Below are 26,268 nucleotides of genomic sequence, written 5' to 3' on the forward strand. Positions count from 1 at the left end.
CGCGCCGCTGTCCCTCACCCCGGTGGCAGCACCGCGCACAGCGCCTCCAGCGCCGCGCCGTAGGCGTGCTCGGCGGGGGCCGCGTATCCGACCACCAGCCCGTCGCCCGCCGTCGGCTCGCCCTGCGGATGGCGGAACGCGGCGAGGCCGTCCAGGGCGACGCCCTGCCAGGCGGCGGCCTTCACCGTGGACCGTTCGGTGCCCGGCGGCAGCCCCAGCACGGCATGCAGACCGGCCGCGAGGCCCGCCACCTCGACGTGCGGTGCGTGCGCCGCGAGTGCGGCCACGAGCCGGTCGCGCCGGTGCCGGTAGCGCTGCCGCATGCGCCGCACATGACGGTCGTACGCCCCGGAGACGATGAACTCCGCGAGCGCGAGCTGGTCCAGGACACTCGCCCAGGCCTCCCGCTCGCCCTTCGCCGCGAGCACCGGCCCGACGTACCGCTCCGGCAGGACCATCCAGCCCAGCCGCAGCGCCGGCGACAGGCTCTTGCTGACCGAGCCGATATGGATCACACACTCCGGATCGAGGCCCTGGAGCGCGCCGACGGGCCTGCGGTCGTAGCGGAACTCGCCGTCGTAGTCGTCCTCCAGCACCACCGTCCCGCGCGCGCGACCAGTCGATCACGGCCGCCCGGCGCTCCGGGTGCAGCGGCCCTCCGGTCGGGAACTGGTGCGCGGGCGTGAGCAGCACGGCCCGCTCCCGCCCGAGGACGTCCACGCGCGCGCCGTCCTCGTCCAACGGCAGCGGCACCGTGCGCACCCCGGCCGTCGCGAGCAGCTCCCGGTGGAAGCCCAGCCCGTACGCCTCCACACCCAGCGGACCGCGCAGCACTCCGCCCGCGCCCTGCCCGAACAGCAGCCGCAGCGCGTGCGCGAAACCCGAGCAGACGACGATCCGGTCCGGCTCGGTGCGCACTCCACGCGCGCGTGCCAGATATTCCGCCAGCGCCTCGCGCACCTCCCGGCGCCCGGCCGGATCCCCGGGCCCGAACGCCTCGCTCGGCGCCACCTGCACCGCCCGCCGGTACGCGGCCGCCCACGCTGCCCGCGGGAACGCCGACGCGTCCGGCGCGCCCTGCCGCAGGTCGTGCCGCGGCCCACGCGCGCGTACGGGCGTTCTCACCGGCGTCCGTACGGCACCCCGCAGCGGCTCCGCCCGGTCGGCCACCCGGGTGCCCGACCCCTGCCGGGCGGTCAGCCAGCCCTCCGCGACCAGCTCGGCGTACGCGTCCGCCACCGTGTTGCGGGCCACGCCCAGATCCGCGGCGAGCGAGCGGTACGGCGGCAGGCGGGTGCCCGGAGCCAGCCGCCCACTGCGCACGGCCTCCCGCAGCGCCCGGGTCAGCGCGGCCCGCCGACCGCCCGGACCCGACAGCTCCAGATGCAGGTCGACGCCGATCCGCTCGGCCGAATTGACCCACGACTCCGTCATGAAAATGCACCCTACAGCCGGTCTTTCCGGCTCGTAGGTTGAAGCCATGACGACGCACACGATCACCAGCACCGCCCATGTGACCAGCGCGATCACCGCCGCCGAGGCCGCCCGTACCCGACTCGACCTCGCGACGTCCGCGCCGAAGGTCTTCCGTGCCATCGTCGGCTTCGACGCCGCCGCCCGCGAAGGCCTCGACCCCGGGCTGGTCGAGCTGATCCAGATCCGCGCCTCGCACCTCAACCACTGCGCCTACTGCCTGCACATGCACACCAACGACGCCCGCAAGGCCGGCGAGAGCGAGGACCGGCTCCACATGGTCGCCGTCTGGCGCGAGGCACGGCACTTCTTCACCCCGAAGGAACAGGCCGCCCTCGCCCTGACGGAGGCCGTGACCCTGGTCGCCGGCGGAGGCGTCCCCGACACGGTCTACGCCGAGGCCGCCGCCCGGTTCGACGAGCAGGAACTGGCCCACGTCCTCGCCCTGATCCTCGCGATCAACACCTGGAACCGGGTCGCCCTGTCGACGGGCAAGGTGGCGGGCACGGACGAGCGCAAGGGCTGACTGCCCGCCCGTCGCCGCGCCGGTCCACCACGACGGCGCACGGTGCACGACGCGTCCCGGTGGTGCCGGACCGTCCACCGGCACAGCCGGGAACGACGAACGGTCACGACAACCGTCGGCCGAGGATTACACCCTCATCGGCCGGTCTCCCGGAGAGACCGGCGCGGGCAGCCGCCAAGCGCCCGTCAGATAGTGGTCGACGGCCGCCGCCACCGCCCGGCCCTCCGCGATCGCCCAGACGATGAGCGACTGGCCGCGTGCCGCGTCCCCGGCGGCGAACACCCCGGGGACGTTGGTCGCGAAGCCGTCGTCCCGGGCGATCGTGCCGCGCGGAGTGAGCGCCAGCCCCAACTGCGCGATCATCCCGTTCTCCTGGTCCGGCCCGGAGAACCCGAGGGCGAGCAGCACGAGGTCGGCCGGGAGCGTCCGCCCGGTGCCCTCCACCGGCTCCCGCCGCTCGTCGACCTCCACCACATGCAGCGACCGCACCCGCCCGCTCTCGTCCCCGGCGAAGTGGAGCGTGGACGCCGCGAACAGTCGCGCGTCCGCGTCCGCCGCCGGAGCCGTACGCAGATCCCGCGCCTCCTCGTGCGCGGCCGACAGCCGGTAGACCTTCGGGTACGTCGGCCACGGCTCGGTGTCCTCGTCCCGCTCGGCGTCCGGCTGTGCGTAGATGTCCAGCTGGGTCACGGACGCGGCCCCCTCGCGCACCGCGGTGCCCAGACAGTCCGCTCCCGTGTCCCCGCCGCCGACGATCACGACGTGCCGCCCGGCCGCCGACAGCGGTGATACCTCCAGATCCCCCTCGCACACCCGATTGGCCAGCGGCAGGTACTCCATCGCCTGGTGTATCCCGTCCAACGCCCGGCCCGGCACCGGAAGTTCCCGCCACGCCGTGGCCCCCGTGGCGACGACGACCGCGTCGTACCGCCCGCGCAGCTCCACCGCCCCGACATCCCGGCCGACCACCGTCGACGTGCGGAACTTGGTCCCCTCGGCCCGCATCTGCCCGATCCGCCGTTCCAGATGACGCTTCTCCATCTTGAACTCGGGGATGCCGTACCGCATCAGCCCGCCGAGCCGGTCGTCCCTCTCGTACACCGCGACCGTGTGTCCGGCCCGCGTCAGCTGCTGCGCCGCCGCGAGTCCGGTGGGCCCGGAGCCGATGACGGCGACCGTCATCCCCGACAGCCGCTCCGGCGGCCGTGCCGGGACGAAACCCTCCTCCCAGGCCCGGTCGGCGATCGCGCACTCGACGTTCTTGATGGTCACGGCCGGCTGGTTGATCGCCAGCACGCACCCCGCCTCGCACGGCGCCGGGCACAACCGCCCGGTGAACTCGGGGAAGTTGTTCGTCGCGTGCAGCCGGTCGCTCGCCGCCCGCCAGTCCTCCCGCGAGACCAGGTCGTTCCACTCGGGGATCAGATTCCCCAGCGGGCACGCGTCGTGGCAGAAGGGGACGCCGCAGTCCATGCAGCGGTCGGCCTGCTTGCTGATGATGGGCAGCAGCGCGCCCGGGACATACACCTCGTCCCAGTCCCGTACTCGTTCTTCGACGGGCCGCCGCGGCCACTCCTGGCGCGGCGTGGTCATGAAACCCTTGGGATCGGCCATGATCGTCGCCACTCTCCCGGCACTCTTCCGGCCACGATACGTCCGTACCGTGGACCGCGCAGAGCGGCGGAGAGCGCTTTCTCGCGCGCCCTCGGAGACGGGCCCGGGGAAAGGGCGGGTCGGGCGGTCGGGCAGAGGTGGGGCAGGTCAGGTGAGGGCCAGGACGTAGACGAGGGCGGACGCGGCGGAGGCGGCGGTACGCACGTGGTTCCAGAACGTCCACTCGCGCACATACACCGGCCAGTACACCGCGGCCTCCGGCGCACCCGGGGTCAACCGGGCCAGCCTGTCGTTGCGGGGCACGTTCGCGACCACCGTCAGTCCGAACGAGCCGAACAGATACAGCGCGCTGCCCAGCAACAACTCGACCGTCCCGTCCCCCGGCCACACCACGAACGTCACCACCGCGATCATCGCGCTCAGCACCGCCGCGCCCCCGAACACCGTCATGAAAGGGGGCCGCACCGCGGCCACGTTGATCGACTTCATCGCTGCGACCCCCTGCGCAGGCGGCAACGCCGCGAGCCCCCGCATCACGAAGACCGAGAAGGCACAGAAGACCCCGGCCATCAGCCCGGTGCCGAGAACACCCGCCACGACCAGCACGAAGAACGGCCCGTCGATCATCCCCACGCCCTCATCCCGTCTCGTCCCGCCCACCGGGCCGGGCCCGGCAGCACCGTCACCTCCGGTCGACGCCCAGGACGGCGCACCGACCATGGCCGAACCGCCCGCCTCCATGAGCAGGCGTCTTCCTCGAACGCCCTCCCTCCGCTCGTCCTCTCCCGCTCATCCGACGTCCGCGCCCGCGCCCTGCCACGCCCGCAGCACCGCCTCCACGGCCGGGGCGATCCGGCGCCGTGCCTCGTACCGCGGCACCCCGCGCATCAGCAACTGGTCGTACGGCGTGTCCACGTGCCGCACGGCCGCCACGACCGCCGAGATCACCGCCCCCTCCGTCAGCGCCCGCCCCGCCGCGCTGCGCCCGACCCGCCCACTGCCCCGCACGGACGCGTGCGCCGCGACGGCCCGGGCCCGCTCGGCCGGGCAGCGCGGGAACAGCCGGAGGATCTCGGCCGCGAACGCCGCCACGAACCGCTCGTCCTCCACCGCCCTGCGCCGCGCGTCCCGCGCCCGCCGCCGGCGCCGCGCCTCGGCGTCCGCCAGACAACGGGCCTCCGCCCGGGCCAGCGCCTCCTCCTCCACGAGCACGCCCTGCCGCTCGTAGCGACTCCTGCGCCGGTTGAACCGCACCACCACCGCCGACAGCGCGCTCTCCTCCCGCGATCTGCGGGTCAGCGCCGTGTCACCGCGCGACAGGAACACCAGGTGCCCGAGGTCGGCACAGTCCAGACAGCGCGGTGCCCCGTCCTCCAGCACGAGCAGCGACAGCGGCCCGCCCCGGCAGACGGAACAGCGCTTGCGCTTGGCGCTCTGGACGACCACAAGCTGCCCGGGGGAGTGGGGAGTTGGCATCGAGGGAAGGTCCATACGCGGTACTTTCCCCGTCACCGCCGCCTGACTCCGTGTCCTTGCCTGCCGTCCTCCCTACCTCATCCCGTCCCGCATGTTGAACACCGAGACCCGCGCACGGTGCCGTACGGGCGTCTCGATCTCGTCCACCACCGCCACCGCGAGATCGGCGTACGACAGCCACGGCTCACCATCGCCGTCACCGTCACTGTCGCTCTGCTCACCGCTCTCGCCCGCCCCGACGGGCACCCGCTCCCCGCCGACGCGGTACCGCCCCGTCCGCGGCCCGCCGGGCTCCAGGAACCCGGCCGGTGTCAGCATCACCCAGTCGACGGGTCCGCCCCCGCGCTCCCGCAGCCGGTCCAGCCCGGCGGTGTGCGCCAGCGCGAAGGGCCGCAGCGCCGATGGGAAGGCCGCCGGGTCGTCCAGCACCATCCGTCCGTCCGTGCCGAGCAGGTTCGCACCGAGCCCCACGGCGACGAGCCGCGTCACCCCGGCCGTGCCGAGCCCGTCGAGCAGCGCGTCGGCGGCCTGCACGAAGAACCCCGGGTCCACCGCGTCGACCCCGTCGTCCGGCCCGCCCGCCGGTGAGACGGCGTGCACGGCACCGACATGCCCGGCGGCGACCCTGGCGACCGACCCGGCGTCCAGGACGTCACCCCGCACGACCGTCACGCCCCGCGCACCCAGATGCGGATACCGTGCCGGCTCCCGCACCACCGCCGTCACCGTCAGATCCCGGGCCCGCGCCTCGGCCGTCACCGCCCGCCCGGCCCGGCCTCCAGCACCGAAGACCACGATCCCGCTCATCCCCAACCTCCATGTCCTGCCCGGCTGTTCGTGTCGGACCAGGACGTTAGAGAGCGGACCCCCGGTTACTTCAACGGTATCGGCGCTACCCTCGACGCATGCCCGACACACCCCGCAGGACGGCCAGCGGTCTTCGGCGGACAGCCGATGTGTCTCGGGAGACGGCCGACGGTCTTCGGCGGACAGCCGACGCGTCTCGCGGGATGTCGGGGATCTCTCGCGGGATACCGGACGTGTCTCGGGGGACGGCGGGCGCGGTACAGCCCGGCGCCGGTACGCCGGACGCCGACCGGCCCGCGCCTCTCGATCCCGACATGTTCCACCCCCTCTGTCCGTCGTCCGTGATGCCGGTCCGCGTGGGCGACAAGTGGGCCGGTATGGTGATCCGCTGCCTCCAGGACGGCCCGCGCCGCTTCGGCGAACTGCGGGTCCCGCTCAGGGCCGTCACCCCAAAGGTCCTCAGCGAGACCCTGCGCGCCATGGAGCGTGACGGCCTGATCACCCGCACCGCCTACGACGAGAACCCCCCGCGCGTCGAATACGCCCTCACCTCTCTCGGCCGCACCCTGATCCCGCTCCTCGACGCGGCCCGTGCCTGGAGCGAGACCCATCTCCCGTCCCTCCTGGCGGCCCGGCAGACAGCTGTTGCCGATGCTGCCGCTGCCGCGGCGGACCAGGACTGAACCCGCCGCTCGCCGCCGAGCAGCCCGCCACCGACCACAGCGCGCCCCCGTCCCCGTCCTCGGCAGGCGCCCCGTTCCGGCACGCGCCCCGACCCTGGCAGGCGCCGCGTCCCAGGCAGGCGCTGCCGCCCCGCTCTCGGCCACCCGGCATCATGGGCCGTGTGCGACTCGAAGCGATCACCTGGGACCGGCTCGCCGAGCTGCTTGCCGACCGGCTGGCCGGTGTGGAGCCGGCCGACGGAGGCGCCTGGCCGCGCGTCGGCTTCGACGGTGCCCCGGCCGCCCGCCCCGGAGACCTCGCCGAACGCGTGGGCGAGGCGCTGCGCGTGCGCGGCCGGCCCTCGCTCGTGGTCGGTACCGAGGGCTTCCTCCGGCCCGCCTCGCTGCGCCTCGAACACGGCCGGCGGGACGCGGAGTCGTACTTCGGCGGATGGTTCGACACCGGCGCCCTGTGGCGCGAGGTGTTCGGGCCCCTCGACCCCGGAGGCAGCGGGCGCGTCCTGCCCGACCTGTGGGACCCGGCCACCGACCGCGCCACCCGCAGCACCTACGTCCAACTCCCGCCCGGCGGAATCCTGTTGCTCCACGGCCCCCTCCTGCTGCACCACTGGTTCCCCTTCGACCTGACCGTGCACCTCCTCCTCTCCCCGGCCGCTCTGCGCCGCCGTACCCCGGAAGCCGACCACTGGACGCTGCCCGCCTTCGAGCGCTACGTCTCCGAGACGGATCCCGCCGGTACGGCGGACGTCCTGGTGCGCGCCGACGACCCGCGCCATCCCGCCTGGAGCGGCTGATCCGAGTGGCCCGTCGAGCCGGTCGACGGGTCCCTGCGGCTCCCCCCGCTGTTCTCTCCGCTGTTTCTCGCGCCGCTTGTGCCGCTTGCCGCTGCCTGCCTGTCGCTGCCTGGTGCCGCTCAGAGCCAGCCGTTGCGCCGGAAGCCCCGGTACAGCACCACGCACGCTCCCGCCATGACGGCCATGGCCAGCGGATATCCGAACTGCCAGTGCAACTCGGGCATGTGGTCGAAGTTCATGCCGTACACACCACACACCATCGTCGGAACGGCGATGATCGCGGCCCAGGCGGTGATCTTCCGCATGTCCTCGTTCTGTGCGACGGTCACCTGCGCGAGGTGTGCCTGGAGGATGGAGTTGAGCAGTTCGTCGAAGGCGGCGATCTGGTCCTTGGCCCGGATCAGATGGTCGAGCACATCGCGGAAGTAGGCCTGTATCTCCGGCGGGACGACCCGTATGGGCCGGGTGGCCAGGTCCTCCACCGGACGGCTCAACGGCACCACCGCCCGCTTCAGCTCCAGCAGTTCGCGCTTCATCTGATAGATGCGGCCGGGGTCGAGCCGAGCGCCGTTCTCCGAGAACACATCCGTCTCGACCTGGTCGATGTCGGCCTGCACCGCGTCTGTGACGCTCAGGTAGTCGTCCACGACATGGTCGGCGATCGCGTGCAGCACCGCCGCCGGCCCCTTCGACAGCTGGTGCGGATGCGCCTCCAGTTCCTCGCGCAGCGGGCCCAGCGAGCCGTGCCGGCCGTGTCGCACCGTGATGACGAAGTCCTCGCCGACGAACACCATGATCTCGCCGGTGTTCACCACTTCGCTGGTCGCCGTCAGCCGTTCGTGCTCGACGTAGCAGACGGTCTTGAAGACAGCGAAGAGCGTGTTGCCGTAATGCTCCAGCTTCGGGCGCTGATGGGCCTCGACCGCGTCCTCCACCGCCAGCGGATGCAGATCGAACAGCTCCGCGATCCCGGCGAACTCACGGTCCGTCGGCTCGTGCAGCCCCAGCCAGACGAAGCCCTCGCCGGTCTTGCGCACCATCTTCACGGCGTCCACGAGGTCGTGGCAGGTCGGGATCCGCACGCCGTCCTGATACGTCACGCAGTTGACCACCGAGGACCCCAGCGGTGATCTGGCGGGATGGCTCAGGTCCACGCGCGGCTGCCGCCGGGCCAGCCGCGCCACCTTGCGCAGGCCGGAGGCTTTGCCCAGTCCCGTGACCTTGCGCAGATTCCCTGCCATGGACATCTGGGTCTCCTCGCTCGGATCTCCTCGCGTAACGCTTTTCGCGCCTTGCCCGAGCAGTTTGCCAGGCGAGAGCAAAACGCGGGTGAGCCTGTGGGAACACAAGGTTCCGCTTGGTTCCCGCCTGTGGACAAAGGGCCGGCTCCACCGGTCTCCCGCGCTCGGAGAGTGGGCGGATCCGGACAAGCCGGGTGGGATGATCCTCACATGACGCGATCCGACGGGTACCTTCTGGACAACCGGCAGAACGAGGCGGGACAGCGCTTCGACGCCTTCGCCACGCTCTTCGACCCGACGACCTTCCGGCACATCGAGGGCCTCGGTATCGGACCGGGGTGGCGTTGCTGGGAAGTCGGGGCCGGCGGCACCTCCGTGGTGTCCTGGCTCGCCGAGAAGGTCGGCCCCGCCGGCAAGGTCGTCGCCACCGACATCGACACCTCGTTGATCGCCGCCGTCGCGCACCCACCGGTCGAGGTCCGCGTCCACGACGTGGGCACCGAGGAACCGCCGGCCGAGGGCTTCGACCTGGTCCACGCCCGGCTCGTGCTCGTCCATGTCCCGGACCGCGAAAGGGCGTTGCGGTCCATGATCCAGGCGCTGCGCCCCGGCGGCCTGCTGCTGGTCGAGGACGCGGACCCTGCCCTCCAACCCCTGATCTGCCCCGACGAGTACGGCCCCGAGCAGCGGCTCGCCAACCGGCTGCGCCAGGGCTTCCGCAAGCTTCTCGCCGAACGGGGCGCCGACCTCTCGTACGGCCGCAGGCTGCCGCGCCTGCTCCGCGAGGCCGGGCTGAGCGAGGTGGCGGCCGACGCGTACTTCCCGATGACCTCGCCCGCGTGCACCGCGCTGGAGGCCGCGACCGTTCGTCAGATCCGCAGCCGCCTCGTCGCCGCCGGACTCGCCACCGACGAGGAGATCGACCAGCACCTGGCCCACGTCGAGACCGGCTCCATGGACCTGGCCACCGCACCGATGATCTCGGCGTGGGGGAGGAAGGCGTAGGAGACGGCACGGGGAAGGGCGTCGGGGACGCGGGCGACCGTACGGCTTGGGCCGCCACAATCAACCCCACGGGCGGACAGAGCCCGAGCTGTCCGCCGAGCGGGCCATGGCCCGCGACCGGTCGACATGGCCCGCGACCGGTCGAGGCCCGGCGGCCATGGCCCGGGATCGATCAGGGCCCGAGCTGTCCGCAGGCCCCGGCAATCGGCGTCCTGCGGCGGCTTGTCCGGGCGTTCGCGGCATCGGGGACCTGCGGAGCGCGCACGGCGCCGACGTAGTCCGGCCGCGGCCGTCCGAGCGTGCGTGGCACCGGGCCGTCGCCACGGCTGGGCCATCTGCGGCGCCCTGCGACGTCGCCAGGCCATGCACGTCGTATGGCCTGGCACGCCGCCCGGCATCTCGCCGCAGCCTCCCCGGCCTGCTCTGCCCCCTGGACCCGCGGCATCCGCCCGACATGCACCGTCCTCGGTACCCGCCGCAGTGGTCCGGGAGTGCGCAGAGCCCAGCTTCCGTCACCGTCGACCGAACGTGCACTGTGGCCGGAGGCCCCTGCTGACGGCCCCGCCGCCTACCCCCCCGCCGCACCGCCGCCGGGCGCCCGACGTCTAGACGCCGCTCCCCGGAATCGGTGGTCTGGCTCCCACTCGGCCCACCGCTCGCGCGCCCGCCCGGCAGCCCTGGGTCGCCGCCTCCTGCGGATCCGCGCCCGCGAGCAGGGCGGCGAGGAATGCGCCGGTGAAGGCGTCGCCGGCGCCCGTGGTGTCCCGGGGGACCGCCGGCGAGGCCGGGATGCGCGTCGGTGAGGCGCCGGAACGGGCCACCAGGGCCCCGTCCGCGCCCGCCTTGGCCACCACCAGCGGCACCAGACGGCTCAGCTTGGCCGCCGCGTCCGCCGGATCCGGCAGGCCGGTCAGCAGGCATGCCTCGTCCCGGCTGGGCAACAGCACGTCCAGCTCCTCCGCGAACGCGAGGAACCGGTCAACACCCAGCTGCGTCAGGAAGCCGGCGGAGGCCGGATCCAGACTGACGGGCACTCCACGCGCGCGTGCCGCCGCGAGTGCGGTACGTGCCAGGGCCCGGCTCGGCTCGGTGAACAGCAGATAGCCCGACAGGTGCAGCCGGGCGACCCCGTCGAGCAACGTGTCGGACCAGTCGTCGGGTTCGAGCCGCACAGAGGCCCCGCTGTCCGTGAGGAACGTGCGCTCGGCCGCCGCCCTCGTGTCGACGAGGCAGATCACCGTCCCGCTCGCCGCCTCCGGATCGACCACCAGCCGGGGCCGCACACCGGCGGCGAGCAGCTCCCGCTCGTGCCAAGCGGCTGTGTCCGCGCCCACCCGTCCCAGCAGCCGTACGTCCGCACAGCCCGCGTGGGCGGCCCAGCAGGCCACGTTCGCGCCCGCCCCGCCGGGCAGCGTACGGATCGAGGCGACCGTGTCGGTGCCGGCCGCGAGCGGCCCCCGGTGCCGGGCGACCACGTCCGTGATCACGTCCCCGACGACCAGCAGGGCCCCGTTCCGACGCGTGGTCACTCCCTGGTCCAGGCCGTGGCGATCCGAGCCGCCAGCCGTACGTTGCCGCGCACGGCCGCCAGATTGGCGCCCAGGGAAGCGCCGTCCGTGTGCCGGACCAGGTAGTCCAGCAGGAACGGGGTCACGGCCTGCCCGCTGACGCCCTGCTCCGCGCAGGCCCGCAGCGCGTCGGCGAGCACGCGCGCGTGCAGCTCGGGATCGAGCTGTTCCGCCTCCGGGACGGGGTTGGCGACGATCAGCGCCGACTCCACGGCGCCCAACGCGTCCTGGGCCCGCATGACCTCGGCGACCTCGTCCGGGCCGTGCAGGGTCCAGTCGACGGGATGCCCCGAGTCGGAGAGGTAGAAGCCGGGGAAGCGTTCCGTGCCGTACCCCGCCACGGCCACGCCGAGGGTCTCCAGCCTCTGGAGCGTCGCCGGCACGTCCAGGATCGACTTCACGCCCGCGCAGACCACCGTGATCCTCGTGCGCGCCAGCAGCCCCAGGTCGGCCGACTCGTCCTGTGTCACCGTCCACTCCCGGTGCACACCGCCCAGCCCGCCCGTGGCGAACACCCGGATGCCCGCGAGCGCGGCCAGCTGCGCCGTGGCCGACACCGTGGTCGCTCCGCTCACCCGCGCGGCCACGGCGAGTGGCAGGTCGCGGTGGCCCAGCTTGCGGATCCCGTCCTCGTTCGCGACGCGCTCCAGCTGCTCCTTGTCCAGCCCGACATGAGGGCGTCCGTCCAGGACGGCGATCGTCGCCGGTACGGCGCCCTCCCGCCGCACCGCGTCCTCCAGCTCCCGCGCCACGTGCAGATTGCGGGGACGAGGCAGGCCGTGCGCGATGATGGTGGACTCCAGGGCCACCACCGGCCGCCGCGCGTCGATCGCTTCCCGGACCTCTTCCGACACCACGAGCACCACGCGCATCGCCTCCTGTCCGTCGGCTCTTCGTACCTGGATCTCTGGCGGGCGCCGGGCGCGCCCAAACGCTTGCGGCCTGTGGGAGACGCCACCAGCCTGGAGCGCATGACGAAGAACAGCACGCGTCTCGACCATGTCGTCCTGTGGGTGGCCGATCCGGTGGCCGCGGCCCGTTTCTACACCGAGGCCGTCGGTCTGGAGCCCGTCAGACTCACCGAGTTCGTCGAGGGGAAGGTGCCGTTCCCCTCGGTGCGCGTCAACGAGGAGACAATTTTCGACCTCGCCCCGCACACCTTCGCGGACCGCATGAGGATGCTGCCCGGCGCGGCCGACAGCGCGGGCCATCCGGTCAACCACGTCTGCCTGTCCCTGTCGGCCGACGCCTTCGAGGCCCTGCGCGCCCGGCTGGAGAGCAACGGCGTCCCCCTGTCCGACATCGGTCACGACTCCTTCGGCGCCCGCGGCAGCGCCCCGCGATCGTTCTATTTCCGGGACCCCGACGGCAATGTTTTCGAGGCCCGGCACTACGACGCGTAGCAGCCGAGCAGTCCCCGGGAGCGGTCAGAACAGCGGCTCGGGCAGCACGCCCTCCAGGGCGAGCAGCTTCCGCTTGGTCTCCAGCCCGCCCCCGAAGCCGCCGATACCGCCGTCGCTCTCCACCACCCGGTGGCACGGCACGACCACCGGCAGCGGATTGGCGCCCATGGCCGCGCCGACCGCCTGCGCCCCGCCGGGCTGCCCGACCCGCCCCGCGAGATCGCCGTACCCCACCACCGTGCCGTACGGCACCCCGGAGGCCAGCTCGCGCAGCACCTGGCGGTTGAAGCCGGAGATCAGCGACCAGTCCAGCGGCAGGTCGAAGTCGTGCCGCTCGCCCGCGAAGTACGCGCGCAACTGGCGTATGGCCTCGGTGAGCGGTGGCGCGTCCGGATCCTCGACGGGGGCGGCGCCGAACCGGGACGCCAACCGCTCCAGCGCCCGGTCGCGCACCGCGTCCGTGGCGTGGAAGACGACGTTGACCAGGCCGTCCCGGGTCGCGGCCAGCATCAGCGGACCGATGTCGCTGCCGACGACGGCCCATACGACGCGCTGCTCATCCTGCCGTTCGCTGTCCATGCGACCACCGTACGGCCCGCCACTGACAACGCCCGTCCCGGCTCAGTGCGACCCCAGCGCCGCGCGCACCACGTCGGCCTTGTTGGTGATGATCCCGTCGACGCCGTACTCCGTGGCCGTGCGGGCGCCGGCCGCGTCGTCCACCGTCCAGGCGAACACCTTGAGCTTCCTGCCGTGCGGCCCCTTGAACGTGTGCACGGCCGCGACATAGCCGCGCGAGAGTGACCCGTACGAGGGATTGATGAGATCGGCGAAGCGCGCGTCCTGGTACAGCTGCTCCACCTTGGGTGAGCCGAGCAGGGCCGTGGTGACCGCGGGCTTCAGCTCGTGGACGGTCCGGATGCTGTCGGCGCTGAAGCTCTGCACGATCAGCCGCTCCAGATGGCTCCCGTCCAGCCAGCCTTCGTTGCCGAGGAGCTTCAGGGTCTGCTGCTCGATGCCCGGGTACAGCTCGGGATTCTTGATCTCCAGGAGCAGTTTCTCGTGGTTGTGCTCGATCCGCCGCATGTACTGCGCGAGCGTCGGCACGCGGGTGCCCGCGTAGGCGGGGGAGTACCAGCTGCCCGCGTCCAGCCGGGCGATCTCGGCCGCGGTGAAGTCCTTCACCTTCCACGGCGCCCGCCCGGGGAAGACCTGCTCGACGTCGGTGGTGCGCTTCAGGCTGTCGTCGTGGATGACGACCAGCTCGCCGTCCTTGGTGCGCTGGACGTCGTTCTCGACCCAGGTGATGCCCAGCGTCGCGGCCTTGTCGATCGAGGGCAGTGTGTTCTCGGGCGCGTAGGCGGCGGCGCCCCGGTGCCCGACCACCGTCGGCTCGCCGGAACCGCCGGCCCGGGCGTCGGGGGTGGTGATCAGCAGGACCGTCGCGATCCCCAGGACCGCGGCGGCGGTGGCCACTACGCGCGCGTGCATACAGACTCCTCGCGTCGAGTTGATACCGACTGCCACAAGAGTGACAGCAGACGACCGATGGCACCGGGCACACGAGAAGCGCACAACGCGGACAAACACCCAAGTCCGCTCACGGGTACCGCACAAGTGCGGCAACGCCGTGTTTCTTTGCCGGAAAATCGTTCGACCATTCCGGTGGGGGTCATACTCTCTGCGACAACCCTGACCGCCCGCGCGGTCCTGGGGCAGGGGGAACGTTTCAGGTGATCCAGGACGCAAGAGGGCGGAAGGGCAGCCGCGGATGCAAGGCACGGTCGACGGATTCAGCTACGGGGCCGTCACCCCGTTGGCGGCCTATCTGATGGCCTGCCTGGGTGGTGCCCTCGGCCTGCGCTGCACCACGCGCGCGCTGCTGGTCTCCCACTCTCGGCGGCCCGCCTGGCTGGCCCTCGGCTCCGCCGCGATCGGCTCCGGCATATGGACCATGCACTTCGTCGCCATGATGGGCTTCGCCATCAAGGAGGCGCCGATCGACTACGACAAGCCGATCACCTACGCGAGCCTCGGCCTCGCCATCGTCATGGTCGGCGTCGGAATCTTCATCGTCGGCTACCGCGGGGCCACGGGTGCCGCGCTGTTCACCGGCGGCACGGTCACCGGTCTGGGCGTCGCCTCCATGCACTACCTGGGCATGGCCGGAGTCCGCTTCCACGGCCGGTTCACGTACAACACCGTCACGGTCGCGGCCTCCGTCGCCATAGCGGTCGTGGCCGCCACCGCCGCCCTGTGGGCCGCCGGACGCGTGCGCGGCTTCCTGTGGAGTGTGGGGGCGAGCCTCGTCATGGGGCTCGCGGTCAGCGGCATGCACTACATGGGCATGGCAGCCCTGGGAGTCCACCTCGACGGCCACTCCCACGCCGTCGGCGGCGCGCCGGAGCCGTCCGCGCTCGTGCCCATGCTGATCGGCCCGCTCGTCTTCCTGCTCCTCGCGGCCGTGGTCGTGGTCTTCGACCCGATGATGGTCATGGGCCGGCCCGTCCGTACGCCCGCCGAGCGGAAACCGGGCGTCCCGGCCGCCGCCGTCGCCTCTCACCTGGACCGCCGGCCCGCGCTCCACGAGGGGCGCCGGCCCGAGCACCATGGCTCCAGGACGCCGTAGAACCGCTGATCGGGACCCGTTGTCAGTGCGGGGTCGTACGGTGGATGACATGCGGCCCGTTTCCCACATCGAACGCACGGTGGCGCCCTTCGAGGTCGTCAGCCCCTACCAGCCCAGCGGCGACCAGCCGGCAGCCATCGCCGAGCTGGCCAAGCGCATCGAGGCCGGTGAGAAGGACGTCGTCCTGCTGGGCGCGACCGGCACCGGCAAGTCCGCCACCACTGCGTGGATGATCGAGAAGCTCCAGCGCCCCACGCTCGTGATGGCGCCGAACAAGACCCTGGCCGCCCAGCTGGCCAACGAGTTCCGCGAACTCCTGCCGAACAACGCGGTCGAGTACTTCGTCTCCTACTACGACTACTACCAGCCCGAGGCCTACGTCCCGCAGTCGGACACCTACATCGAGAAGGACTCCTCGATCAACGAGGAGGTCGAGCGCCTGCGCCACTCGGCGACGAACTCGCTGCTCACACGGCGCGACGTCATCGTGGTCGCCTCGGTCTCCTGCATCTACGGCCTCGGTACGCCGCAGGAGTACGTGGACCGGATGGTCCCCCTCCGGGTCGGCGACGAGATCGACCGGGACGATTTGCTGCGCCGCTTCGTCGACATCCAGTACACGCGCAACGACATGGCCTTCAGCCGCGGCACCTTCCGGGTCCGCGGCGACACCATCGAGATCTTCCCGGTCTACGAGGAGCTGGCCGTCCGCATCGAGATGTTCGGCGACGAGATCGAGGCGCTGTCCACGCTGCACCCGCTGACCGGTGAGATCATCAGCGACGACCAGCAGCTGTACGTCTTCCCCGCCTCCCACTACGTCGCCGGCCCCGAGCGCATGGAGCGGGCCGTCAACGACATCGAGAAGGAGCTGGGGGAGCGCCTCGCCGAGCTGGAGAAGCATGGCAAGCTCCTGGAGGCCCAGCGCCTGCGGATGCGCACGACGTACGACATCGAGATGCTCCGCCAGATCGGCACCTGCTCCGGCGTGGAGAACTACTCGATGCACTTCGACGGCCGCTTGCCCGGCTCCCCGCCGAACACCCTGCTCGACTACTTCCCGGACGACTTCCTGCTCGTCATCGACGAGTCGCACGTCACTGTCCCGCAGATCGGCGCCATGTACGAGGGCGACGCCTCTCGCAAGCGCACCCTGGTGGACCACGGCTTCCGTCTGCCGTCCGCGCTGGACAACCGCCCCCTGAAGTGGGAGGAGTTCCAGGAGCGCATCGGCCAGACCGTCTACCTGTCGGCCACCCCGGGCGCGTACGAGCTGTCGCGTTCCGACGGTGCGGTCGAGCAGATCATCCGCCCCACGGGCCTCGTCGACCCGGAGGTCGTCGTCAAGCCCACCGAGGGTCAGATCGACGACCTGGTGCACGAGATCCGCAAGCGCACCGAGAAGGACGAGCGCGTCCTCGTCACCACGCTGACCAAGAAGATGGCCGAGGACCTCACCGACTACTTCCTCGAACTGGGCATCCAGGTCCGCTATCTGCACAGCGACGTCGACACCCTGCGCCGCGTCGAGCTGCTGCGCGAGCTGCGCGCCGGCGAGTTCGACGTTCTGGTCGGCATCAACCTGCTGCGTGAGGGCCTCGACCTGCCGGAGGTGTCCCTGGTGGCGATCCTGGACGCCGACAAGGAGGGCTTCCTGCGCTCCGGCACCTCGCTGATCCAGACGATCGGCCGCGCGGCGCGCAACGTCTCCGGCCAGGTCCACATGTACGCCGACAAGATCACCCCGGCGATGGAGAAGGCCATCGAGGAGACCAACCGCCGCCGGGACAAGCAGATCGCCTACAACAAGGCCAACGGCATCGACCCGCAGCCGCTGCGCAAGAAGATCAACGACATCGTCGCGCAGATCGCCCGGGAGGAGGTCGACACCGAGCAGCTCCTCGGCAGTGGCTATCGCAAGTCCAAGGACGGCAAGGGCGCCAAGGCACCCGTCCCGTCGCTGGGCGACAAGGCGGCCAAGGGCGTGAAGGCCGGCAAGGCGGCCAAGGGCCAGGCGGTGCCCACGGACCGTCCGGCGGCCGAACTCGCCGAGCAGATCGAGGAGATGACCGAGAGGATGCGCGCCGCCGCCGCGGAGCTCCAGTTCGAGATCGCGGCCCGGCTGCGCGACGAGGTCTCGGAGATGAAGAAGGAGCTGCGCCAGATGCGGGAGGCCGGGCTCGCCTGAGCCCGTGACACCCTGCCGGACCTCGGCATACGCGCCAAGTGTTGCAACACCGACACAAAGCGCGGGCCGGGGTTCGGCACTGTCGGTGCGCCTGCGTAGGGTTTTGGTCAACCGCGCACTGCGCGGCAACAGGGGACCATCGAGAGGGGAAATCAGCGGTGTCCGTCAACTTGAGCAAGGGTCAGGCCATCAGCCTGGAGAAGAAGGACGGGGCCACCCTGACCGCGGTCCGCATGGGGCTCGGCTGGCAGGCGGCGAAGCGGCGTGGTCTCTTCGGCTCCCGCACCCGGGAGATCGACCTCGACGCCTCTGCGGTGCTCTTCGCCGAGAAGCAGCCGGTCGACGTCGTCTTCTTCCGCCACCTGGTGAGCGACGACGGCTCCGTCCGCCACACCGGCGACAACCTCGTCGGCGGTGCCGGCCAGGGCGGGGACGACGAGTCGATCCTGGTGGACCTCCAGCGCGTTCCGGTCCACATCGACCAGATCGTCTTCACCGTGAACTCCTTCACGGGCCAGACCTTCCAGGAAGTGCAGAACGCGTTCTGCCGCCTCGTGGACGAGACCAACGGCCAGGAACTCGCCCGCTACACACTGGACGGCGGCGGCGACTACACGGCTCAGATCATGGCGAAGGTGCACCGCGCGGGCCCGGGCTGGACGATGACCGCCCTGGGTTCCCCGGCCAACGGCCGCACCTTCCAGGACCTGATGCCGTCGATCCTGCCGCACCTGTAGGCCCGATCGCTCGACCGGCAACGCGCACAACACAACGACACAGGGGGCACGGCGATGACGGCCGAGCTGGTGCGGGGGCAGAACCACCCGCTGTCCCAGATCCGGCTGACGGTCCGGATCTCGGCCGGGGTGCCGGTCCTGGCCGGAGCTACGCTCGGCGACGAGAACGGCACGGTGCCCGGCCCCCAGTGGGTGGCCCATCCCGGCGCCCCCGCCCTGCCGGGCGTCGAGGTGCGCCGGCAGACCGCCGCCGAACACCGGCTGGCCGTCGACCTAGGTGCCCTGCCCGAGGCCGTGCACCGCGTCGGTGTGTTCCTCGCGCTGCCCACCGGGCCCGCCGGCCCCCTCCGGTTCGGTGCCGTCGCCGCCCCGCACACCACGGTCGACGGCCCCGACGGCACCGAGATCGTCAGCTACACCTTGACGGGCCTGGACACCGAGACGGCCGTGGTCGCCCTGGAGCTGTACCGCAGACAGGGCGCCTGGAAGGTCCGCGCGATGGGTCAGGGCTACGCGGCCGGCCTTCCCGCACTCCTGGCCGACCAGGGCCTGCCGGAGTCCGCGGACCTGGTGGCCACCATCCAGCGGACACCGGCCCCCGCCCCGGTTCCACCCCTGCCGACGCCCACCCCCGCGCCCGGCCCGGGGACGCCGACACACTCGTACGCACCCCAACTCCCGGAGCCCGCACCGTCGTACGAGGCACAGAGCCCGTACGACGTGCAGAACCCGTACGACACCCAGGCACCCGGCGCCGCTCCGGCGGACCCCGAAGCTCCGCGAACTCCCGGGGCCCCGGTGGACTACACACACCCGCGCCGCCGCCCACCCGGCACCGCGCAGTCTCCGGCGCCCGCGACGGATGCCGCCACCGACGACCGGCCCGCGCAGCCGGTCGCGGGGGACGCCGTGGGCTGGTCGATGGAGGAGCGGCTGTACAACCAGGTCTGGGGCATGTTCGAGGACCTGGCCCGCACCACGGCCGCGTACCGCAGCGCCGTCGAGTTCGCCGACTCCCGTCTGGAGAGGGAACTGGACCAGGTGCTGGCCGACCCCGGCAGCCGGCTCGGCGCGGCGGGCGACACCGCGCGCGAGGCGGCCCACGCCCGCCGGACGCAGCTGATCGACCAGGCCCGCGCGGTCCTCGACCGCGACCTCGTCCAGCTCTCCGCCGAGTCCGATGTGGTCGAGCCCGCGCTGCCGCCCGCGTACGCCCGCTGGGACAACCCGGTCTGGCACGGCTACCGGGTGCCGGACGAGCAGCCGATGGCCCTGCGGCTGGGCGATCTTCACCTGCCGGAGAGCAAGCCGCTGCGCATTCCCATGCTGGTCAGACTGCCGCTGGAGCGTGGCCTGTGGCTCGACAGCGGCAGGGCGAACGCCCACGGTTTCCCGGACTCCGCCGAACTGCGGCACCTGGCCATGGAGGCGGCGGTCGCACTCGCCGCGCGGCTGCTCGCCGTGCATCCACCGGGCGATTTCGCCCTCCAGGTCATCGACCCGGCCGGTGCCGGGGCGGCGGCGCTCGGCGTGCTGACCAGTACCGGGGCGCTCGCCGTGCCGCCCGCGACCGGGGCGGCGGGTGTCACGGAGGTGCTGGAGAGACTCACCCGTCGGGTCGACCTGGTGCAGATGGCGGTGCGCGGTGGTACGCCCGACTCACTGCCGCCCGACGTCGACACCGCGCAGCAGTTGCTGATCGTCAACGACTTCCCGCACGGCTTCGACGATCGTGCGGTGACCCGGTTGCGCTACCTCGCCGACGAGGGGCCCGCCGTCGGCGTGCACCTGCTGCTGGTGGCGGACCGCGAGGACGCCGCTGCCTACGGCCCGTTGCTCGATCCGCTGTGGCGTTCGCTGACGCGACTCACACCCGTCGCCGACGACCATCTCGCCGACCCCTGGGTCGGGCACGCCTGGACCTACGAGCCTTCGCTGGTGCCGACCGGCAGCCAGATCGTGCAGCACGTGCTCGCCGAGGCGACCAAGGCCAGGGGCAAGTACAAGTAAAGCCGCTATGACCAGGTAATTTTGTCTTTACTTTACCTTTAGCTTTACCTTTTCTTGGTTATTGGATAGGGTCTTCCGTGCGGAGGGGAGTATTCCCTGACTGCGGCGCACCCGTCAGTACGGACCGGTTCCGGTCCCGGGGCGTCGGCCCCGAGCGGGTGGAAGAGACCTCCGGCAGCGACAGCGCTGAAAGTGTTTGCCGTTACGTAATGCCGGAGGAACAGTGGACGTTTCCGTGACCCTGTGGGTCCTGACCATCGCGGGCCTGGCCGCCCTGATCGCGGTCGACTTCTTCATCGGCCGCAAGCCGCATGAGGTGTCGATCAAGGAAGCCGGTATCTGGACCGTCGTCTGGATCGCCCTGGCCGGACTCTTCGGCCTCGGCCTGTTCCTCTTCGGCGGCGGACAGCCGGCCGGTGAGTTCTTCGCCGGCTTCATCACCGAGAAGTCGCTCAGCGTCGACAACCTCTTCGTCTTCGTCCTGATCATGGCGAAGTTCGCGGTGCCGACCCGGTACCAGCAGCGCGTCCTGCTCGTCGGCGTGCTCATAGCCCTGGTGCTGCGGGCGATCTTCATCGCCGCGGGAGCCGCCATCCTCGCCAGCTTCTCCTGGGTGTTCTACCTCTTCGGTGCCTTCCTGATCTGGACGGCCTGGAAGCTCATCCAGGAGGCCCGCGCGGACGGGGAGGACGAGGAGTTCGAGGAGAACAAGCTGCTGAAGGCCGCGGAGCGCAGGTTCGGCGTGGCGGACCGCTACCACGGCACCAAACTGTGGATCCAGGAGAACGGCAGGCGGGTCATGACCCCGATGCTGGTCGTGATGCTCGCCATCGGCACCACGGACGTCCTGTTCGCCCTGGACTCCATCCCCGCGATCTTCGGCCTGACCCAGGATCCGTACATCGTCTTCACCGCCAACGCCTTTGCCCTGATGGGTCTGCGGCAGCTGTACTTCCTCATCGGCGGCCTGCTGCGGAAGCTGGTCCACCTCTCGTACGGCCTGTCGATCATCCTCGGCTTCATCGGCGTCAAACTGGTGCTGCACGCCCTGCACGAGTCCGGTGTCCACGTGCCCGAGATCAGCATCCCGGTCTCGCTCGGCGTGATCTGCGCCGTCCTGATCGTCACCACGATCACCAGCCTGATGGCCGGCAAGAAGCAGACGACCGCCGAGGCGGCGGGTGCCGACGGTGAAGATGCCGCGAGGGGCAGCGTCGACGCCTGACCCGGCCGGCGGCAGAAGCGCCCGCCGGCGGGAGCGGGACCGTGCCACGCGGTTCCCGCTCCCGCGGGTGGGATGAGGGCAACGGAAGGATGAGAGGTATCCGAAAAGAGCAGAATGCGAATCCTGTACGCCTCTGCGACGATCGCCGCATGATCAGTAGGCTGCGGTCGCTCACCCGGCAATGGACGACGCTCGTGCCGGTGCTCGCGATCGTGCTCCTGGTCTTCACCTGGGGCCGTGGCCTGCCGGGCGCAGTCGTCGCCCTGGTCACCCTCGTGCTCGCCGGGTCCGTTCTCGCGGCGGTGCACCACGCCGAGGTCGTCGCCCACCGCGTCGGTGAACCCTTCGGATCCCTCGTCCTGGCCATCGCCGTCACGATCATCGAGGTGGCGTTGATCGTCACCCTCATGGCCGACGGCGGCGACAAGAGTTCCACCCTGGCGCGGGACACCGTCTTCGCCGCCGTGATGATCACCTGCAACGGCGTCGTCGGGATCTGCCTGCTCGCCGCTTCCCTGCGGCACGGCACCGCGGTCTTCAACCCCGAGGGCACCGGCGCCGCTCTGGCGACCGTGGCGACGCTGGCCACGCTGAGCCTGGTCCTGCCGACGTTCACCACCAGCAAGCCCGGGCCCGAGTTCTCCTCGGTGCAGCTGACCTTCGCCGCGTTGTCCTCGCTGATCCTGTACGGCCTGTTTGTGGCCACGCAGACCGTGCGCCACCGCGACTACTTCCTGCCGATCACCCGGCAGGGCGAGGCCATCACCGCCGAAGAGCACGCGCGGCCGCCGTCCACGCGCACCGCCTGGACCAGCCTCGGTCTGCTCGGACTGGCCCTCATCGGCGTGGTCGGTCTGGCCAAGGGCGTGTCACCCGCCATCGAGTCTGGCGTGGCGGCCGCGGGCCTGCCCCAGGCGGTCGTCGGCGTGATCATCGCCCTGCTCGTGCTGCTTCCCGAGACGATCGCTGCGCTGCGCTCCGCCCGCCGCGACCGGGTTCAGACCAGCCTCAACCTCGCGCTGGGCTCGGCCATGGCCAGTATCGGCCTGACCATCCCCGCAGTCGCCCTCGCCTCCGTCTGGCTGTCCGGCCCGCTCGTCCTCGGCCTCGGCTCGACCCACATGCTGCTGCTCGCGCTGACCGTGGTGGTCAGCTCTCTGACGGTCGTGCCGGGCCGGGCCACCCCTCTGCAGGGCGGCGTCCACCTGGTGCTCTTCGCGGCCTATCTGGAGCTGGCGATCAACCCGTGACCGGCTCCACCACCGGCATCGGCACCGGGCGGGTCTCGGGCAGCAGGGCGAAGCAGGCGAGGCTGAGCAGCGCGACGCCCGTCAGATAGACGCCCACGCCCCAGGGGACCCGCCCGCCGTGTTCCGCGAGCGCCGTGGCCACGATCGGGGTGAGAGCGCCGCCGAGTACTCCGCCGAGGTTGTAGCCCACCGCGGCACCCGTGCAGCGCACCCGCGCCTCGTACAGCTCCGGCAGATACGCGGCGATCACCGCGAACATGGTGATGAACGAGACCAGCGCGCCCAGGATGCCGAGGAACATCAGCAGCGGCTGACCGGTGCCCAGCAACGCGACCATCGGCAGCATCCACAGGCCGCATGCCGCGCATCCGGTGAGGCACATCGGCCGGCGTCCGAAGCGGTCGGCGAGCAACGCCATGAACGGCGTGAGGGACGCCTTCACCACCACCGCGGCCATGACACAGGTCAGCATCACCGTCCGGCTCACCCCGAGCCGCTCCGTCGCGTACGTCAGCGACCAGGTCGTCACCGTGTAGAAGACCGCGTACCCGGCGGCCAGCGCCCCGGCCGTCAGCAGCACCAGCCGCCCGTGATGCCGTACGACCTCGACGAACGGCACGCGCGCGTGGTCGTCGATCTCCAGGAACCGGGGGCTCTCCACGATCGACCAGCGCAACAACAGCCCGCCCAGCGCCAGCGCCCCAGCCGCCCAGAACGGCACCCGCCAGCCCCAGCGAGCGAACTCCGCGTCGGACAGCGTCGCCGACAGCGCGAGCACCACCCCATTGGCGAGCACGAACCCGATCGCCGGGCCCACCTGCGGAAAGCTCGACCACAGGGCGCGACGTCCGGGCGGCGCGTGCTCGGCGGTCAGCAGCACCGCTCCGCCCCACTCCCCGCCGAGCCCCAGACCCTGGAAGAAGCGCAGCACGAGCAGCAGCACCGGCGCGGCGGCACCGATCGACCCGTACGACGGCACACAGCCCACCGCGACCGTCGAGGCGCCTGTGAGCAGCAACGACAGGACCAGCACCGGCCGGCGTCCGCGCCGGTCACCGAGGTGCCCGAACAGCACCGAGCCGAGTGGCCTGGCCAGGAACCCGACCCCGAACGTCCCGAACGCCGCCAGCGTCCCGGCGAGCGGTGAGAACGTCGGGAAGAACAGCGGTCCCAGGACCAGGGCCGCCGCGGTCCCGTAGACGAAGAAGTCGTAGAACTCGATCGCGGTCCCCGCGAGGGAGGCGGCGGCGAGCCGCGGCATCGACGGTGTGCTTACGGTGCGTACAGGCTCCATGACGCGTCAACTACCCCTAGTGATCAGGGGTTACGGGGGCGCATGGGGGTGCTGAAGTCACCGGAGTGCACGCCGAGGCGACGGCGCACGCGGCGCGTCGTCCGCCGTGGTCACCGTGATAGACCGGGTGCGAGCGGCGGTCGTCGACGCACCGCCCCGAACGGACCGGAGGAACCGTGCCCCGCACCCTGGCCAACGCCCCGATCATGATCCTCAACGGGCCCAACCTGAATCTGCTCGGCCAGCGCCAGCCCGAGATCTACGGCAAGGACACGCTGGCCGACGTGGAGGCGCTGTGCGCCAAGGCGGCGGCCGCACACGGGGGCACGGTGGATTTCCGGCAGTCCAACCACGAGGGCGAACTGGTCGACTGGATCCACGAGGCACGCCTGAACCACTGCGGGATCGTCATCAACCCCGCTGCCTACTCCCACACGTCGGTCGCGATTCTGGACGCACTCAACACCTGCGACGGCCTGCCCGTCCTGGAGGTGCACATCTCCAACATCCACCGGCGCGAGTCGTTCCGGCATCACTCCTACGTCTCGCTGCGCGCCGACGGCGTGATCGCGGGCTGTGGCGTCCAGGGCTACGCCTTCGGCGTCGAGCGGGTCGCGGCCCTGTTGGAAGCCGTGCAGGCCGAGGCGTAGCGGCCACGCACGCGTGGTGGCCGCCCGCCGGGCGTCGCGCTACGACCTCACAGACGGCCGGCCTCCACGATGCGCCGCAGAAAGCGCCGCGTGCGCTCCTGCTGCGGATCGCCGAAGACCTCATCGGCGGTGCCGCGCTCCAGCACGACGCCACCGTCCAGAAAACAGACCTGGTCGGCGACGTCCCGCGCGAAGCCCATCTCGTGCGTCGCCAGGACCATGGTCATGCCGTCGCCCTTGAGGTCGCGGACCACCGCCAGCACCTCGCCGACGAGTTCGGGGTCGAGTGCCGCCGTGATCTCGTCCAGCAGCAACAGCCGGGGCCGTACGGCGAGGGCCCGTACGATCGCCACGCGCTGCTGCTGACCGCCGCTGAGCCGGTCGGGGTAGGCCATTGCCTTGTCACCCAGTCCGAGGCGCTCCAGCAGCTCCCTGGCGCGTTCCTCGGCCTCCTCGCGGAGGACGCCGTGCACCCGCCGCGGCGCCAGCGTCACGTTGTCCAGCACGGTCATGTGCGGGAAGAGATTGTATGCCTGGAAGACGACGCCGATCCTGCGCCGCACCGCGTCGTGGTCGACGCGCGGATCGGTGATCTCCTCGCCGTCCAGCCAGATCGCGCCGTCGTCGATCTCCTCCAGCAGGTTGGCGCAGCGCAGCAGCGTCGACTTGCCCGAACCGGAGGCGCCGATCAGGGCGGTCACCGTGTGCGGGGCGACCTCCAGGCCGACGTCGCGCAGGACGACGGAGCCGGCGAAGGTCTTGCGGACGGACTCCATGCGCAGCACGGGTGCGTCGCTCATAGGGATCCTCCCTGGGCCCGCTGCCGGTCCGTCCGGGCCGTCACCCAGTCCGTGAAGCGGGTCATCGGAATGGTCAGCGCCACGAACACCAGCCCGGCGACGATGTACGGCGTGTAGTTCAGACTGCGGCCCACGATGATGTCGGCCGCCCGGACGGCGTCCACCGCGCCGCCGATCGACACCAGACCGGTGTCCTTCTGGAGCGACACCAGGTCGTTGAGCAGCGGCGGCACCTGACGGCGCACCGCCTGCGGCAGCACCACGTGGCGCAGCGCCTGTCGGCTGGTCAGGCCCAGCGAGCGGGCCGCGGCGAGCTGCGAGGGGTGCACGGACTCGATGCCGGCGCGGAACACCTCGGCCACGTACGCCGAGTACGTGAGCGTCAGCGCGGTACCGCCCAGCAGCACCGGATCGACCGTCACGCCCTGAAGACGCAGCGCCGGTACGCCCAGGACCACGATCATCAGGTTGATGATCAGCGGAAGTCCGCGGAAGAAGTCGGTGTACGCCGCCGCCAGCACGCGCAGCGGGAAGAACACGGGTCCGCGCAGGGTACGCGCGATGGCGATCAGCATGCCGAGGACCAGGACGGCGGCGCCGCAGATCGCCAGCAGACGGACGTTCAGCCACAGCCCTTCGAGGACTTTCGGCAGCGCCTCGCGTGCGTACTGCGCGCTGAAGAACGTCTCCTTGGTGCGTGGCCAGCCCGGTGCGTTGACGACGACGAGGTAGAGCACGACGGCTGTGACGAGCGTCGAGAGTGCCGCGACGGCCGTGGCACGCCGCGCACGCGCGCGTTTGTGGCGTTCGCGCTCCAAACGTCGCTCGGAGGGCGCGTAGTTGTCGTCGACGGCGCCGGTCATGTCTCCCTTGCCGTCGGCTCCCTCCGGGGCCG

Annotated in this window: 24 protein-coding genes and 1 pseudogene; 12 read left to right on the forward strand and 13 right to left on the reverse strand. The window is 71.5% G+C overall.

All coding sequences use genetic code 11. From position 1 onward, the window contains the following. Nucleotides 1-14: 14 nt before the first annotated feature. Nucleotides 15-1,434: pseudogene (pdxR, locus tag ACZ4MF_RS02720) on the reverse strand (MocR-like pyridoxine biosynthesis transcription factor PdxR). A 46-nt stretch (nt 1,435-1,480) separates the two neighbouring features. Here pdxR and ACZ4MF_RS02725 point away from each other — a divergent pair. Further along, nucleotides 1,481-1,999, forward strand: a complete 519-nt coding sequence (locus ACZ4MF_RS02725) for a carboxymuconolactone decarboxylase family protein (protein ID WP_467489120.1) — start codon at nt 1,481-1,483, stop codon at nt 1,997-1,999. A 126-nt stretch (nt 2,000-2,125) separates the two neighbouring features. Here ACZ4MF_RS02725 and ACZ4MF_RS02730 read toward each other — a convergent pair whose 3' ends face one another. The 4 genes from ACZ4MF_RS02730 to ACZ4MF_RS02745 all read right to left on the reverse strand — a co-directional run bounded on the left by ACZ4MF_RS02730 (nt 2,126) and on the right by ACZ4MF_RS02745 (nt 5,896). Beyond that, entirely contained in the window at nt 2,126-3,613 is a 1,488-nt protein-coding gene (locus tag ACZ4MF_RS02730) for a glutamate synthase subunit beta (protein ID WP_467489122.1), read from the reverse strand. Nucleotides 3,614-3,760: 147 nt separating this feature from the next. Next, the gene (locus ACZ4MF_RS02735) at nt 3,761-4,240 is read right to left on the reverse strand and encodes an anthrone oxygenase family protein (protein ID WP_467489124.1); all 480 of its coding nucleotides are present in this window, start codon (nt 4,238-4,240) and stop codon (nt 3,761-3,763) included. 162 nt (nt 4,241-4,402) lie between these two features. After that, nucleotides 4,403-5,104 carry a DUF2293 domain-containing protein gene (locus ACZ4MF_RS02740; RefSeq protein ID WP_467489126.1) on the reverse strand — a complete coding sequence of 234 codons (702 nt, stop codon included), beginning with the start codon at nt 5,102-5,104 and terminating at the stop codon, nt 4,403-4,405. A 57-nt stretch (nt 5,105-5,161) separates the two neighbouring features. Beyond that, a complete protein-coding gene (locus ACZ4MF_RS02745; RefSeq protein ID WP_467489128.1) occupies nt 5,162-5,896 on the reverse strand; it encodes an NAD(P)-dependent oxidoreductase in 735 nt (244 codons plus the stop codon). Between the two features lie 314 nt (nt 5,897-6,210). On the opposite strand from ACZ4MF_RS02745, the gene ACZ4MF_RS02750 reads away from it, so the two are divergent. Both ACZ4MF_RS02750 and ACZ4MF_RS02755 read left to right on the forward strand, forming a co-directional pair. Next, nucleotides 6,211-6,579 (forward strand): winged helix-turn-helix transcriptional regulator, encoded by a 369-nt coding sequence (locus ACZ4MF_RS02750; RefSeq protein ID WP_467489470.1) that lies wholly within the window; start codon nt 6,211-6,213, stop codon nt 6,577-6,579. A 152-nt stretch (nt 6,580-6,731) separates the two neighbouring features. Next, nucleotides 6,732-7,373 (forward strand): nucleoside/nucleotide kinase family protein, encoded by a 642-nt coding sequence (locus ACZ4MF_RS02755; RefSeq protein ID WP_467489130.1) that lies wholly within the window; start codon nt 6,732-6,734, stop codon nt 7,371-7,373. Between the two features lie 119 nt (nt 7,374-7,492). Here ACZ4MF_RS02755 and corA read toward each other — a convergent pair whose 3' ends face one another. Beyond that, nucleotides 7,493-8,620, reverse strand: a complete 1,128-nt coding sequence (gene corA / locus ACZ4MF_RS02760) for a magnesium/cobalt transporter CorA (RefSeq protein ID WP_467489132.1) — start codon at nt 8,618-8,620, stop codon at nt 7,493-7,495. Nucleotides 8,621-8,824: 204 nt separating this feature from the next. Here corA and ACZ4MF_RS02765 point away from each other — a divergent pair, with 204 nt between their 5' ends. Next, nucleotides 8,825-9,619 carry a methyltransferase domain-containing protein gene (locus tag ACZ4MF_RS02765; protein ID WP_467489134.1) on the forward strand — a complete coding sequence of 265 codons (795 nt, stop codon included), beginning with the start codon at nt 8,825-8,827 and terminating at the stop codon, nt 9,617-9,619. A 605-nt stretch (nt 9,620-10,224) separates the two neighbouring features. Here the strand turns inward: ACZ4MF_RS02765 and ACZ4MF_RS02770 are convergent. Both ACZ4MF_RS02770 and ACZ4MF_RS02775 read right to left on the reverse strand, forming a co-directional pair. Beyond that, a complete protein-coding gene (locus ACZ4MF_RS02770) occupies nt 10,225-11,160 on the reverse strand; it encodes a carbohydrate kinase family protein (RefSeq protein WP_467489472.1) in 936 nt (311 codons plus the stop codon). Next, the gene (locus ACZ4MF_RS02775) at nt 11,145-12,050 is read right to left on the reverse strand and encodes a pseudouridine-5'-phosphate glycosidase (RefSeq protein WP_467489474.1); all 906 of its coding nucleotides are present in this window, start codon (nt 12,048-12,050) and stop codon (nt 11,145-11,147) included. The genes ACZ4MF_RS02770 and ACZ4MF_RS02775 overlap by 16 nt, the downstream gene beginning before the upstream one ends. Before the next feature lie 108 nt (nt 12,051-12,158). Between ACZ4MF_RS02775 and ACZ4MF_RS02780 the strand changes: the two genes are divergently transcribed. Continuing rightward, complete coding sequence (locus ACZ4MF_RS02780; protein ID WP_467489136.1) at nt 12,159-12,590, forward strand: VOC family protein; 432 nt, start codon at nt 12,159-12,161, stop codon at nt 12,588-12,590. 24 nt (nt 12,591-12,614) lie between these two features. Here ACZ4MF_RS02780 and ACZ4MF_RS02785 read toward each other — a convergent pair whose 3' ends face one another. Both ACZ4MF_RS02785 and ACZ4MF_RS02790 read right to left on the reverse strand, forming a co-directional pair. Beyond that, complete coding sequence (locus tag ACZ4MF_RS02785) at nt 12,615-13,169, reverse strand: methylated-DNA--[protein]-cysteine S-methyltransferase (protein ID WP_071370825.1); 555 nt, start codon at nt 13,167-13,169, stop codon at nt 12,615-12,617. Nucleotides 13,170-13,211: 42 nt separating this feature from the next. After that, nucleotides 13,212-14,081, reverse strand: a complete 870-nt coding sequence (locus ACZ4MF_RS02790; protein ID WP_467489139.1) for a glycerophosphodiester phosphodiesterase — start codon at nt 14,079-14,081, stop codon at nt 13,212-13,214. Between the two features lie 280 nt (nt 14,082-14,361). Here ACZ4MF_RS02790 and ACZ4MF_RS02795 point away from each other — a divergent pair, with 280 nt between their 5' ends. The 6 genes from ACZ4MF_RS02795 (at nt 14,362) to ACZ4MF_RS02820 (ending at nt 22,629) form a co-directional block, all read left to right on the forward strand. Then, nucleotides 14,362-15,219 carry an MHYT domain-containing protein gene (locus ACZ4MF_RS02795; protein ID WP_467489141.1) on the forward strand — a complete coding sequence of 286 codons (858 nt, stop codon included), beginning with the start codon at nt 14,362-14,364 and terminating at the stop codon, nt 15,217-15,219. A gap of 49 nt (nt 15,220-15,268) precedes the next feature. Further along, nucleotides 15,269-17,407 (forward strand): excinuclease ABC subunit UvrB, encoded by a 2,139-nt coding sequence (gene uvrB, locus ACZ4MF_RS02800; RefSeq protein WP_467489143.1) that lies wholly within the window; start codon nt 15,269-15,271, stop codon nt 17,405-17,407. Between the two features lie 158 nt (nt 17,408-17,565). After that, a complete protein-coding gene (locus ACZ4MF_RS02805; RefSeq protein WP_071370829.1) occupies nt 17,566-18,144 on the forward strand; it encodes a TerD family protein in 579 nt (192 codons plus the stop codon). 54 nt (nt 18,145-18,198) lie between these two features. After that, entirely contained in the window at nt 18,199-20,154 is a 1,956-nt protein-coding gene (locus ACZ4MF_RS02810; protein WP_467489145.1) for a TerD family protein, read from the forward strand. 223 nt (nt 20,155-20,377) lie between these two features. Continuing rightward, the gene (locus ACZ4MF_RS02815; RefSeq protein ID WP_467489147.1) at nt 20,378-21,379 is read left to right on the forward strand and encodes a TerC family protein; all 1,002 of its coding nucleotides are present in this window, start codon (nt 20,378-20,380) and stop codon (nt 21,377-21,379) included. A 149-nt stretch (nt 21,380-21,528) separates the two neighbouring features. Then, nucleotides 21,529-22,629, forward strand: a complete 1,101-nt coding sequence (locus ACZ4MF_RS02820; RefSeq protein WP_467489149.1) for a calcium:cation antiporter — start codon at nt 21,529-21,531, stop codon at nt 22,627-22,629. Here ACZ4MF_RS02820 and ACZ4MF_RS02825 read toward each other — a convergent pair. Continuing rightward, the gene (locus ACZ4MF_RS02825; protein ID WP_467489476.1) at nt 22,619-23,890 is read right to left on the reverse strand and encodes an MFS transporter; all 1,272 of its coding nucleotides are present in this window, start codon (nt 23,888-23,890) and stop codon (nt 22,619-22,621) included. The genes ACZ4MF_RS02820 and ACZ4MF_RS02825 overlap by 11 nt on opposite strands. Nucleotides 23,891-24,099: 209 nt before the next feature. On the opposite strand from ACZ4MF_RS02825, the gene aroQ reads away from it, so the two are divergent. Beyond that, nucleotides 24,100-24,573: a type II 3-dehydroquinate dehydratase gene (gene aroQ / locus ACZ4MF_RS02830; protein WP_467489151.1), complete on the forward strand. Its 474-nt coding sequence runs from the start codon at nt 24,100-24,102 to the stop codon at nt 24,571-24,573. Between the two features lie 47 nt (nt 24,574-24,620). Here aroQ and ACZ4MF_RS02835 read toward each other — a convergent pair whose 3' ends face one another. Both ACZ4MF_RS02835 and ACZ4MF_RS02840 read right to left on the reverse strand, forming a co-directional pair. Next, nucleotides 24,621-25,373, reverse strand: coding sequence for an amino acid ABC transporter ATP-binding protein (locus ACZ4MF_RS02835; protein WP_467489153.1), 753 nt, complete (start codon nt 25,371-25,373; stop codon nt 24,621-24,623). After that, nucleotides 25,370-26,236, reverse strand: coding sequence for an amino acid ABC transporter permease (locus ACZ4MF_RS02840; protein ID WP_467489478.1), 867 nt, complete (start codon nt 26,234-26,236; stop codon nt 25,370-25,372). The genes ACZ4MF_RS02835 and ACZ4MF_RS02840 overlap by 4 nt, the downstream gene beginning before the upstream one ends. Between the last annotated feature and the right edge of the window lie 32 nt (nt 26,237-26,268).

The organism is Streptomyces sp. NPDC025793, assembly GCF_055558375.1.

What these genes read in the sequence shown, in the direction of transcription:
- uvrB (WP_467489143.1), top strand. Translation starts at nt 15,269, where the DNA reads ATGCGGCCCGTTTCCCACATCGAACGCACGGTGGCGCCCTTCGAGGTC.
- ACZ4MF_RS02825 (WP_467489476.1), bottom strand. Translation starts at nt 23,890, where the DNA reads ATGCCGCGGCTCGCCGCCGCCTCCCTCGCGGGGACCGCGATCGAGTTC.
- ACZ4MF_RS02820 (WP_467489149.1), top strand. Translation starts at nt 21,529, where the DNA reads ATGATCAGTAGGCTGCGGTCGCTCACCCGGCAATGGACGACGCTCGTG.
- ACZ4MF_RS02765 (WP_467489134.1), top strand. Translation starts at nt 8,825, where the DNA reads ATGACGCGATCCGACGGGTACCTTCTGGACAACCGGCAGAACGAGGCG.
- ACZ4MF_RS02755 (WP_467489130.1), top strand. Translation starts at nt 6,732, where the DNA reads ATGGGCCGTGTGCGACTCGAAGCGATCACCTGGGACCGGCTCGCCGAG.
- ACZ4MF_RS02730 (WP_467489122.1), bottom strand. Translation starts at nt 3,613, where the DNA reads ATGGCCGATCCCAAGGGTTTCATGACCACGCCGCGCCAGGAGTGGCCG.
- ACZ4MF_RS02725 (WP_467489120.1), top strand. Translation starts at nt 1,481, where the DNA reads ATGACGACGCACACGATCACCAGCACCGCCCATGTGACCAGCGCGATC.
- ACZ4MF_RS02835 (WP_467489153.1), bottom strand. Translation starts at nt 25,373, where the DNA reads ATGAGCGACGCACCCGTGCTGCGCATGGAGTCCGTCCGCAAGACCTTC.
- ACZ4MF_RS02790 (WP_467489139.1), bottom strand. Translation starts at nt 14,081, where the DNA reads ATGCACGCGCGCGTAGTGGCCACCGCCGCCGCGGTCCTGGGGATCGCG.
- ACZ4MF_RS02740 (WP_467489126.1), bottom strand. Translation starts at nt 5,104, where the DNA reads ATGGACCTTCCCTCGATGCCAACTCCCCACTCCCCCGGGCAGCTTGTG.
- ACZ4MF_RS02745 (WP_467489128.1), bottom strand. Translation starts at nt 5,896, where the DNA reads ATGAGCGGGATCGTGGTCTTCGGTGCTGGAGGCCGGGCCGGGCGGGCG.
- ACZ4MF_RS02780 (WP_467489136.1), top strand. Translation starts at nt 12,159, where the DNA reads ATGACGAAGAACAGCACGCGTCTCGACCATGTCGTCCTGTGGGTGGCC.
- corA (WP_467489132.1), bottom strand. Translation starts at nt 8,620, where the DNA reads ATGTCCATGGCAGGGAATCTGCGCAAGGTCACGGGACTGGGCAAAGCC.
- ACZ4MF_RS02735 (WP_467489124.1), bottom strand. Translation starts at nt 4,240, where the DNA reads ATGATCGACGGGCCGTTCTTCGTGCTGGTCGTGGCGGGTGTTCTCGGC.
- ACZ4MF_RS02795 (WP_467489141.1), top strand. Translation starts at nt 14,362, where the DNA reads ATGCAAGGCACGGTCGACGGATTCAGCTACGGGGCCGTCACCCCGTTG.
- ACZ4MF_RS02750 (WP_467489470.1), top strand. Translation starts at nt 6,211, where the DNA reads ATGTTCCACCCCCTCTGTCCGTCGTCCGTGATGCCGGTCCGCGTGGGC.
- ACZ4MF_RS02785 (WP_071370825.1), bottom strand. Translation starts at nt 13,169, where the DNA reads ATGGACAGCGAACGGCAGGATGAGCAGCGCGTCGTATGGGCCGTCGTC.
- ACZ4MF_RS02810 (WP_467489145.1), top strand. Translation starts at nt 18,199, where the DNA reads ATGACGGCCGAGCTGGTGCGGGGGCAGAACCACCCGCTGTCCCAGATC.
- ACZ4MF_RS02840 (WP_467489478.1), bottom strand. Translation starts at nt 26,236, where the DNA reads ATGACCGGCGCCGTCGACGACAACTACGCGCCCTCCGAGCGACGTTTG.